At 37.4% G+C, this 10973-nt stretch carries 9 protein-coding genes and 1 pseudogene; 7 read left to right on the forward strand and 3 right to left on the reverse strand.

Annotation, left to right across the window (positions count from 1 at the left end; translation table 11 throughout):
- Nucleotides 1-46: 46 nt before the first annotated feature.
- The gene (locus RTK36_RS15235; protein WP_312048087.1) at nucleotides 47-2416 is read left to right on the forward strand and encodes an endonuclease MutS2; all 2370 of its coding nucleotides are present in this window, start codon (nucleotides 47-49) and stop codon (nucleotides 2414-2416) included.
- Between the two features lie 130 nt (nucleotides 2417-2546).
- A complete protein-coding gene (locus RTK36_RS15240) occupies nucleotides 2547-3233 on the forward strand; it encodes a response regulator transcription factor (protein ID WP_312048088.1) in 687 nt (228 codons plus the stop codon).
- A 126-nt stretch (nucleotides 3234-3359) separates the two neighbouring features.
- Here RTK36_RS15240 and RTK36_RS15245 read toward each other — a convergent pair whose 3' ends face one another.
- Nucleotides 3360-3713 (reverse strand): hypothetical protein, encoded by a 354-nt coding sequence (locus RTK36_RS15245; protein WP_312048089.1) that lies wholly within the window; start codon nucleotides 3711-3713, stop codon nucleotides 3360-3362.
- 114 nt (nucleotides 3714-3827) lie between these two features.
- On the opposite strand from RTK36_RS15245, the gene RTK36_RS15250 reads away from it, so the two are divergent.
- The gene (locus tag RTK36_RS15250; RefSeq protein ID WP_312048090.1) at nucleotides 3828-5243 is read left to right on the forward strand and encodes a HAMP domain-containing sensor histidine kinase; all 1416 of its coding nucleotides are present in this window, start codon (nucleotides 3828-3830) and stop codon (nucleotides 5241-5243) included.
- 191 nt (nucleotides 5244-5434) lie between these two features.
- On the opposite strand, the gene RTK36_RS15255 is transcribed toward RTK36_RS15250, so the two are convergent.
- Nucleotides 5435-7375, reverse strand: a complete 1941-nt coding sequence (locus tag RTK36_RS15255; protein ID WP_312048091.1) for an NAD(+) synthase — start codon at nucleotides 7373-7375, stop codon at nucleotides 5435-5437.
- Nucleotides 7376-7387: 12 nt separating this feature from the next.
- Nucleotides 7388-7999 (reverse strand): transcriptional repressor LexA, encoded by a 612-nt coding sequence (gene lexA, locus RTK36_RS15260; protein ID WP_066051682.1) that lies wholly within the window; start codon nucleotides 7997-7999, stop codon nucleotides 7388-7390.
- 218 nt (nucleotides 8000-8217) lie between these two features.
- Here lexA and yneA point away from each other — a divergent pair, with 218 nt between their 5' ends.
- The 4 genes and pseudogenes from yneA to RTK36_RS15280 form a co-directional block, all read left to right on the forward strand.
- Nucleotides 8218-8523, forward strand: coding sequence for a cell division suppressor protein YneA (yneA, locus tag RTK36_RS15265; RefSeq protein WP_312048092.1), 306 nt, complete (start codon nucleotides 8218-8220; stop codon nucleotides 8521-8523).
- A 512-nt stretch (nucleotides 8524-9035) separates the two neighbouring features.
- On the forward strand, nucleotides 9036-9500 hold the full coding sequence (locus tag RTK36_RS15270) for an NfeD family protein (RefSeq protein ID WP_312048093.1): 465 nt from the start codon (nucleotides 9036-9038) through the stop codon (nucleotides 9498-9500).
- Between the two features lie 34 nt (nucleotides 9501-9534).
- A complete protein-coding gene (floA, locus tag RTK36_RS15275) occupies nucleotides 9535-10548 on the forward strand; it encodes a flotillin-like protein FloA (protein ID WP_312048094.1) in 1014 nt (337 codons plus the stop codon).
- Nucleotides 10549-10731: 183 nt separating this feature from the next.
- A pseudogene (locus RTK36_RS15280) lies at nucleotides 10732-10973 on the forward strand (hypothetical protein); the annotation flags it as partial.

The raw sequence follows: 10973 nt of genomic DNA on the forward strand, positions 1-10973 counted from the left end.
AAGGATATAATAAAGGCATTCTCTATGAAATGAATGAGGGATAAAAATGAACAAAAAAGCATTACACACGTTGGAATATGATAAGATTATTGAAAAATTAGCCGCTTTTGCGGTTTCGCCAATGGCAAAGGAACGAGCCAGAGAACTGCAACCTGCAATGGTGATGAGCGATATTGCTCTATGGCAGCAAGAAACCACGGAAGCTACAAATATGATTTTACGAAAAGGCACACCTTCCTTTGGTGGTTTTCGTGAAATAAGACCCCAGTTAAAGCGGGCAAGCATGGCAGGGGTTCTCTCTATTTCCGAATTGATGGAAGTTGGAGAATTTCTTTATGTGTGTCGAAAGATGAAAAACTATGGTAAGCATGAAAATAAGGCAGAAGCCTATGAAAGAATGGATGAGTATTTTGAATTACTGGCGCCCATACCTGCCTTGGAGAATGAAATTAATCGATGCATCCTTTCTGAAACAGAAATTTCTGATGATGCAAGTGCAGAGCTTCGCAATATCCGCAAGGAAATTAAGATTTCCAATGAAAAAGTTAGAGATCACTTAAACGGAGTGATTTCTTCCTCTGCATACCGTAATATGCTTCAGGATTTTGTAATTACCATTAGAAATGACCGCTATTGTGTTCCTGTAAAGAGTGAGTATAGAAACACCTTTCCAGGTATGATACATGACCAATCCAACACAGGTTCCACATTATTTATGGAGCCACTGAGTGTTATACAGTTAAACAATAAAATAAAGGAGCTTCAGGCAAAAGAGAAAGATGAAATTCGTAAAATCTTGGTGGAACTTTCACGTCTGGTTACGGAAAATACCATGGTTTTAGAAGCGAATTTGGAGCTTTTGACCCAAATGGATTTTATTTTCGCAAAGGCGGGATTATCGGTATCCATGGGAGGAACCAGACCTCTATTTAATACAAAAGGCTATGTCCATATTGAAAAAGCAAGACATCCCCTTTTGGATGCAAAGGCTGTCGTGCCGATTAATATTTATTTGGGGAAGGAATTTACAACATTATTAATTACAGGCCCCAATACCGGAGGTAAAACAGTTGCGCTGAAAACCCTTGGTTTATTTACATTAATGGGACAGGCAGGACTTCATATTCCTGCGTTTGACCATTCACAATTGGCCATTTTCGATAATGTTTTTGCTGATATTGGGGATGAACAGAGTATTGAGCAAAGCTTAAGCACGTTCTCTTCCCACATGACGAATATTGTAAAAATTATGGATGAAGTGACGGATGACTCACTGGTTCTTTTTGACGAGCTAGGTGCAGGTACAGACCCTACCGAAGGTGCTGCACTTGCCCTTGCCATTATACAGGCGCTAAAAGAAAGAAAAATTCGCACTGCTGTGACCACCCATTACAGTGAGCTTAAGGTGTATGCTCTGTCTACCCAGGGTGTTGAAAATGCCTGTTGTGAGTTTGATGTACAAACCTTGCGACCAACATATCGATTGTTGATTGGTATTCCCGGTAAGAGTAATGCCTTTGCCATTTCGAAGCGTTTAGGTTTACAGGAGTATATTCTTGATAGTGCCAAAGAATTTATCAGTCAAGATGAAGCTAGATTTGAGGATGTTATTACAGATTTGGAGATCAGCAAGAAATCTGTTGCCTTTGAGCAAGAAAGGGCTGAGCAATATCGCAAAGAAGCTGAAAACTTAAAGCTTGAGGTGGAACTTCAGAAAGAAAAGACAAAAGAGCAAAAGGAAAAGATATTGCAAAAAGCCAGAGAGGAAGCAAAGTTGATTTATGCTCAGGCCAAGGAAGAGGCTGATAGCATTATCAAAGAAATGAATCGTCAGGCCAAGGAAAAGGGTAATCAACAAAAACTTCTAGAAAACAGGAGCAAGCTAAAGGAAAAATTATCTTCTGTGCAAGAGGACTTTCTGAAATCCAAAAAGATAAAACCCAGCCATAAAGTGCCTGAAAATTTACAGACAGGAAATCGTGTTTATGTTATATCCTTCGATCAAAATGGTGTTGTCATTTCCCCGCCTGATAAAAACAAAGAAGTCATGGTGCAAATGGGAAGTATGAAGGCTAAGATTCCTTTGGCGGAGCTGATGCTTGACGATTCAGCACCAAAGGAAAATAAGCAAAAACAGTCAGCTCCACGGTCTAAGGTATCCAAGAGCCAATTTATTTCGGCAGAAATTGATTGCAGAGGGCAATTGGTGGATGAAGCGTTGGCAAATATAGATAAATATATTGACGATGCATATTTATCAGGCTTAAAACAAATTGTGATTATTCATGGTAAGGGAACAGGTGCTTTGCGTACAGCTGTGCAAAGTTTTTTGAAAACAAACTCTCATGTAAAAAGTCAAAGACCAGGGGTATACGGTGAGGGTGAAGCGGGTGTTACCGTGGTAGAGTTAAAGTAATAAACAGCCAAATATACTCTTTTTCACGGAGTTTAATAGTTATTGAGGATGTATCATTAATAAACCATCTGTTGCCAGCGTGGAAAATGAAAAGATTCTGTGAATTCTTTCAACAAAAGGGGAGATCTTCATGAACGGAAAACAAAAGATTTTGATTGTGGATGATGATAAACATATTGCGGAGTTAATTTCTCTTTATCTGGAGAAAGAGGGCTATGATACCAAAGAAGCATATGATGGCAGAGAGGCAATCAAGGAGATAGGTGCTGTTAAACCGGATTTAGTTATATTAGATTTGATGTTGCCAGGTATGGATGGATATCAAGTTTGCGCGGAAGTTCGCAAAACAAGTAATGTCCCCATTATTATGCTGACAGCAAAGGGTGAAACCTTTGATAAGGTTCTTGGGTTAGAGCTTGGTGCGGACGATTACATTGTGAAGCCCTTTGATTCTAAGGAACTGGTAGCAAGAGTTAAGGCAGTTTTACGGCGTTATGAACCAAAGCAACAGGAGGATGCCAACATCCTACGGTTTCCTAACTTGGAAATTAATATTTCTAATTACTCCGTTTCTTATCATGGAAAAAGTTTAGAATTTCCACCAAAGGAATTTGAACTTTTATACTATTTAGCGGAACATCCCAATCGAGTTTTTACAAGAGAACAACTTTTAGACCAAATATGGGGCTATGAGTATATTGGTGATACAAGAACCGTGGATGTGCATGTGAAGCGCATTCGAGAAAAGTTGAACCAGGAGGATGAATGGGGCATTCTGACGGTATGGAGTGTTGGGTACAAATTTGGTCAGAAGTGACATCACAATCGTAAGAATATATAAAATAAGACGACTGATAATCAGTCGTCTTACATAAATAGTTTATTAGTTTTAGATACTCTTGCATCATTGCTGTGATAATACATAACCAAATAATCAATGAAATTATGAGTTAGAGTCTTTTTCAGAGGCAATGAGTTCATGGTCAGCGGAGGAGTTTTCCTCTTCTTTGGGTTCCACTATTTCAGCAAGCTCCTCATCCTTTTTTTCCTCTTGGGTTTGTAGGGCAAGTCTTTGTTTTTCTTGCTTCATTTTTTCCCTTTGAGAATTTTGTTTTCTAATATTTGTGAGGCGCATCATCATGCAGAAAATATAAAGGAAAAACAGGAGATAATGAAAGCTATTCATATTTCCCCAAGGTGTTCTGATTAAAACATATAATCCCACGCCGATTAGAATAATATCAGCAGTGGAAAGCTTCTTTTTGTCAGGATTGGATTGCGGTTTTTTAAGATTCATTGGATTGTAAAACGGTTAAACCGTTATTCTCCTTTCTTTTTTAATGCAATATATTTATTATACCATCATTCCGAAATTATGGAAGCATTTTTGATGGATTTTGGAGGTAAAATCATGCGAAAAGAATCAATTGTGAAAAAACAAATGCTACAATACATTGCTACGATTCTAATTTGTGTGTTGATATTAGGTGGGATTCTATCAGTGGTTTACACCCAGTATTATATGAAAGAAAAGCGCAATGAGCTGATTCAACAAGGGCGAAAGATTTCTGTAGCATTTACAAATGCATATCGAACAGGCAACTTAAGCAATTTGAGTTATGAGTTGCAAGTGTTAGAAGAGTATATGGGTGCAGGCATTTTAATGGTAAATGCAGACGGTGTTGTTGTGTTGGCGTCACCGGGGCTTGATGAAATGATGATTGGACAATCCTTTGCCTTTCAGGACTTGGTGGATGGGGTAAAGGCAGGAAATATTGTTTCAAGTGAGAGAAAGGCAACGACGATATTTGATGTACCCACGCTAGTGGTTGGTTATCCGCTTTCGGTGGGGAAAATGGCCGGGATTTTTATGTGTCGTTCTATGCCTGAAATGGAGCAATCTCTATATCAGATGTATCAAGTGGGTATTGCTAGCATTTTTGTGGTGTTTCTTTTTGCTATTGTGGTGAGCTATCTTACCTCCAGAAAAATGACTAGACCTATTAAAGAAATGAATGAAGCAGCCAAGGTAATTGCCAGCGGAAATTTTGAACACAGGGTGGAAATTATAAGCAATGATGAGTTTGGTGAGCTGGCAAAGAGCTTTAACTATATGGCTGAAAGTTTACAAAACAACGATAAGACCCGTCGTGATTTTATCGCAAATGTTTCACATGATTTACGTTCACCACTTACTTCCATGCAAGGGTTTCTGACGGCGATGTTGGATGGAACGGTACCTTTGGAAAAGCAGGAAAAATATTTGCATATTGTTTTAGAGGAAACGCTGCGGCTTTCACGTTTAACAGAAGGAATTGTTGATTTAAGTAGAGCGGAAAGCAGCAAAATTATTTTAGATGAATCTGACTTTGATTTAAATGAGCAAATTCGTGCTAACATTAATTTATTAGAACCCCAGTTAAACGAGAAAAATGCTGTTATTAAAGCAATTTTTGCAGACCAAATTACCATGGTTCACGGGGATATAGATAAGATTTCTAGGGTAATTCAAAATTTATTGAGCAATGCTGTGAAGTTCTCACCGATTGGTGGGTTGATAGAAGTGGAAACTACAAAAACAGAGCGAAAGAAAGTTTTGGTATCCATTAAAGACCATGGAATTGGCATTAGCCCTGAGGATCAAAAGTATATTTTTGATCGTTTTTATAAGGCAGATAGGACACGTAATCAGGATATGCAAGGTAGCGGAATTGGATTGGCCATAGTAAGAGAGTTCCTTCAGGCTCATAATGAAGGCATTACGGTCAAAAGTACCCCAGGAGAAGGAAGCACCTTTGTTTTCTCTCTTAAAATGTCGGAAGAATAGATAACGTTGTTTAACATTCGGAGATACAATAGACAGAGGTCTTTCTGTATCCAAAGTGAGACGTCTTTACAAGTATAAAAGAGCCTGTATAACGAGGGTTTTCAAGAAACTCAGGTTATACAGGCTTTTTTAATTGTTTTGATAAGACTATTTTTCGTTAGTACACTAATGTTCTCTAATTAATCACACTATTATAATTTTTCAACTTCTTCCATCCAAATTCGACTCGAAGCATCCGTAGGCATACGCCAATCACTTCTTGGAGATAGACATAAAGCACCAACCTTAGGGCCGTCAGGCAAGCAAGAACGCTTGAACTGCTGCATAAAGAAGCGGCGGTAGAAGTTTTTTAGCCACTTCAAAAGTGTTTCTTTAGAATAAGCATTTCCGAAGGCCTGCTCTGCCAAAAATAATACCTTGGCGGGTGAGAAGCCGAAGCGAATGATTTGATATAGGAAAAAGTCGTGAAGTTCATAGGGACCCACCAAATCCTCTGTTTTTTGATTAATGTTTCCATTTTCGTCGGGTGGCAATAACTCCGGACTTACAGGTGTATCCAAAATATCAAGAAGAATTTCGGAGGCTTTTTGATCTAATTCACCTGTGGATGCAACCCAATTTACTAAAACTCGAACCAATGTTTTCGGGATACCGGCATTAACAGCATACATGGACATATGGTCACCATTATAGGTTGCCCAGCCCAGTGCAAGCTCTGATAAATCACCTGTTCCTACAACGATTCCCCCTGTTTGATTTGAAATATCCATCAGAATTTGGGTACGCTCACGGGCCTGTGTGTTTTCATAAGTAACATCATGGACAGAAGGATCGTGACCGATATCCTCAAAATGTTGTAAAGAAGCTGCACGGATGGAAATTTCTCGCGTAGAAATACCTAGAGATTTCATTAATTGAACTGCATTTTGGTATGTTCGATCTGTGGTACCAAAGCCAGGCATAGTAATACCTAAAACATGGTCTCTTGGAATATTCAAAAAATCGCATGCTTTCACACAAACCAAAAGTGCCAGTGTAGAATCCAAACCTCCGGAAATTCCAATCACAAGGGTCTTTGCATGGACATGTTCCATCCGTCTTGCCAGACCGGTTGTCTGAATCATAAAGATATCATGACAACGCTTACTTAAGGAGGCGTCATCAGCAGGAGTAAAGGGTTTTGCGGTAATAGGACGCTTAAACTCGTGTAACTCTTCCTCTGCCATTGAAAATTTGATTTCTCTATAAAATTTTTGGGCATGAGCTCTAGAAAGATGTGACATGTAAGTGGTATGCTTGCGACGTTCGCTAGCTAATAGTTCTAAATCCACATCTGCGTAAATAAGCTGATTTTCCTGTGAAAATGATTCTGATTCTCCAAGTAAAACGCCATTTTCATAAATTAGGCTGTGACCACTGAAAACTGTATCTTGGGTAGATTCCCCAATTCCTGCAGAAGCATATGCATATGCACATAAACAACGGGAGGATTGCTGGGCAACGAGTTGATGGCGATAACTCGGTTTTGCAGCCAATTCATTACTAGCTGATGGATTTAAAAGGACAGTGGCTCCGTATAAACTCAAATAGGAACTTGGGGGAATTGGTCCCCACAAGTCTTCGCAAATTTCCACCCCAACCTTAAGATTTGGGAAATTTTCCGCAGAAAAAATAAGGTCTGCACCAATGGGAACAACTTGTCCGCCATAAGTGATTTCTTCCTGAATTAAATCATCGGAAGATGCAAACCAACGCTCCTCATAAAACTCACTATAATTAGGAAGTAATGTTTTTGGAACAAGCCCCAATATTTTTCCTTTATGAAGAAGTGCCGCACAATTAAAAGTTTGATTATCAGCCAAAACAGGAACGCCAATTAGTATTAGCATATCTAATTCCTTTGTTTCTGCCGCAATTTCTGTTAAGGCTTTTTCGGCAGAGGCAAGCAAAGGGCTTTGAAAGAACAAGTCTCCACAGGTATATGCTGTAACGGAAAGCTCGGGGAAGGTAAGGACTTTTACCTTTTTTTCTGCCGCACTTTTGATAATTGACATGATTTCTTGTTTATTATAAATGCAGTCAGCAACCTTTAACTTGGGAACGGCAACTGCGACTTTTACATAGTTAAACATGATACACACTCCTTAGAATTTTCTGAATAAGCCAATTACTTTACCTAATATTGTCACATCACGGACAATGATTGGTGACATGGCAGAGTTTTCTGGCTGCAAACGAATAAAATCTTTTTCTCGATAAAAGGTTTTAACGGTAGCAAAGTCTTCAATCAGTGCAACCACGATGTCTCCATTATTAGCAGAGTTTTGCTGCCTTACAAGGATCAAATCCTTATCAAAAATTCCAGCTTCAATCATACTTTCTCCTCTAACGCGCAGCATGAAAACAGTATCATTATGGATATACTCAACGGGTATGGGAAAGGTGTCCTCAATATTTTCTACGGCTAGAATTGGTGTACCAGCCGTTATGGTTCCAATAATTGGTACGTTGACCAATTCTTTTTGAGGGGAATCATAAAAATCGGGTGCTAATATTTCGATTGCCCGTGGTTTGGTTGGGTCACGGCGAATGAGGCCTTTTTTTTCCAATCTGGCAAGATGCCCATGAACAGTTGAGGTGGATTTTAACCCAACTGCTTCGCAGATTTCCCGTACTGATGGAGGATAGCCCTTTTCTCTTACTTCGGATTTCATATATTCTAAAATTTGTCTTTGTTTTGGTGACAAATCGCCCATTGATAACACTCCTTTACAGATAGACTTTGTAAATGAAAAACTTTTATACGGTACAATTATATTAATAATTATTTCCTTTTTTTGCAGTATAACACAGTGCAGGAATAAAATCAAACCTACGTTCGGAAAATAGTGAAAAAAATATTGACAAAGAATATTAGTTCGATTACTATAAAGAAAAATAAAAGAAAACTTGTTCGTGCGAGGGGGTATTTTTTGTGAATTGTTATATGTCTAAAAAAATTATGAAAAAGATACGGGAAAAAGCATTTTTATTTATCACAATGGCTATGATTTTATGCCTGGGAACAATGGCAATGGCCGCACAGAGTGAGCAAACCAATGAAGTTTACTATGAAGCTGTAATCGTTCATTCTGGGGATACTCTATGGGGAATTGCTAAAAAATATAAGGATGACAATGAAAATATAGAACGTATGATTTATAAAATTATGAAGATTAACGGATTGCGTTCTGAGAACATAGTATCGGGTAAGAGTCTAATTGTTCCAATGAAGCGATGAATAAGGTGTTTTTTAAGATTTTTCTCCTTTGAATATTCAAAGGAAGTTGAATTAGGTTCTTATAGGATAATCAAATTGAATGAATAACATTGAGGAGATTGTATAAACTTGCTTATTTGAGAATTTTGTTATGAATCTTCTTTTATTAGGTTATCAAAAAAGTTATTCAATTAATTTTGATGATTGTCAAACCTTCTCAGGGCCTTTATATTTCTAAAACATATAGTTTGTTTTTTTGGAGATATTATTTGGAGATATTATAATGAAGGTAAATCTTCTTTCTTATACAAAAATATACCAGAGCTTATATAAAAAATATTGACAGTAGTCGTCATTTTTGAAGAATGGATATTCTTAAAATAGTAGTCATTAATTGACAGGATCATTTCTTAAGCATTTTTTACTTTTATAAGAATTTCGTTGTGATGCAGTTACAATTGTGTTAAGATTAAGAAACAATGGTATTTTCTGGTGAAAGTTATCGAAGGAAATATAGAGAAGGGAGGGTAAATATGCTACCTTGGATTATCGTGTTAGCTATACTAGGCTTGATTTTGGTTTTTGCAGAGATGCTGATTCCTGGGTTTGGTGTTTTTGGAGTTTTTGGTATTCTTTCATTATTATGTTCCACAATTATGGCAGCAAAGATTTATGGAGTCATCGTATTTATGATTTTAATTATTTCATTGGTATTTCTATTTTTTATTATGCTAATGATTGCAAAAAAAAGTGGATTATATAATAAAGTGGTTCTGCATGATCGATTAGAATCAAAGGATTTTGACGAAACAAGACTGGAAGGATTAATTGGGAAAATTGGTATTACCCAAACAACTTTGAGACCCTTTGGAGTTGCTGAAATTGATGAAACTAACTATGATGTATGCTCTTTAGGGGATTTTATTGACAAAGGAAAAAGAGTTAAGGTTGTTCAGATTTCTGGCAAAACAGTTACTGTAAAGGAATGGGAAGAATAAAAGAACGAGATTAGAGATTAAGGAGGAACGATAAATGTTTGATTTGATACCAGTGGTCATGCCGCTCATTGTCATTATTGTTATTATCATGATTTTTTTAAGTTTTGTACCTTTAGGTTTATGGATTTCTGCAGTATCAGCGGGTGTTAAAGTAGGAATTTTTTCTTTAATTGGTATGCGCCTTCGCCGTGTTCGTGCTGATAAAATTATTCGTCCATTAATTAAAGCCCAAAAGGCTGGTATGGATGTAAATGCAAATCAGTTGGAATCTCATTTGCTTTCAGGTGGGCGTGTAGACAACGTTGTAGATGCTTTGATTGCGGCGCACAGAGCAAATCTGGATCTTTCTTTTGAAAGAGCAGCAGCAATTGATTTGGCAGGACGTAATGTTTTTGAGGCTGTCCGTATGAGTGTAACACCTAAAATTATTGAAACTCCATGGATTTCTGCAGTTGCTATTGATGGTATCGAGGTAAAGGTAGTCGCTAAAGTAACTGTTCGTACCAATCTTGCAAGATTGGTGGGTGGTGCTGGAGAAGAAACCATTATAGCAAGAGTAGGAGAGGGTATTGTTACTACTGTTGGTTCTTCTCAAAGTCACAAGAGTGTTTTGGAAAATCCGGATTTAATTTCTAGAACTGTATTGTCAAAAGGTTTGGACAATGGAACAGCTTTTGAAATTTTATCGATTGATATTGCTGATGTAGATATTGGTAGAAATATTGGTGCTCATTTGCAGATTCAACAGGCTGAGGCGGACAAACAAATTGCCCAGGCAAAGGCGGAAGAACGTAGAGCAGCTGCGATTGCAAAAGAGCAGGAAATGAGAGCAGAAGTTGAGCATATGAAGTCTAAGGTTGTTGAGGCTGAGGCACAAGTTCCTATGGCATTGTCAGAGGCATTACGTACGGGGAATTTAGGAGTAATGGATTATTACCGTATGCAGAACATTCAATCTGATACCAATATGAAAAATAATATTGGTTCGACGGATATTAGCAAAATGTTTAGATCCGAAAATGACCCCTCAACGAAATCGCAAATTTAGAAGGTAAACAGAAGAAAGATCTCCTTTAAAGGGCGGTCTTTCTTTTATATTGTAGACATATTTTTGTATTCTCACTTAAAATATAGGTGATAAGGAGCTGAATTCAGAAAGAAGGTTGTTTATAAAATGTTTGTAACGATAATAAAATATTAGAGGCTATTCAATTAGTTAAGGAGGCGTTCTATGTCAAGAAATCTTGATGATTTGTGGGAAAAAACTTTGGACAGTGAAAAAACAATGCTAGAAAAAAAGCAGCAAAAGGTTATTAATCGTAAATTTAATAAGATTGATGAATTAAAGCAAGATTTAGAAAATAAGGTTCCCAAAAAAATGATAGACACATTAAACAATGGTTTTTATAAAGCATTTCAATTGATTTTCACAAAAGGAATTGAAGTCATAGAAAAATCATTTCGGAAGGAAGA

Origin of the sequence: Anaerotignum sp. (genome assembly GCF_031981185.1) — a bacterium.
Taxonomy (GTDB): Bacteria; Bacillota; Clostridia; order Lachnospirales; family Anaerotignaceae; genus Chakrabartyella.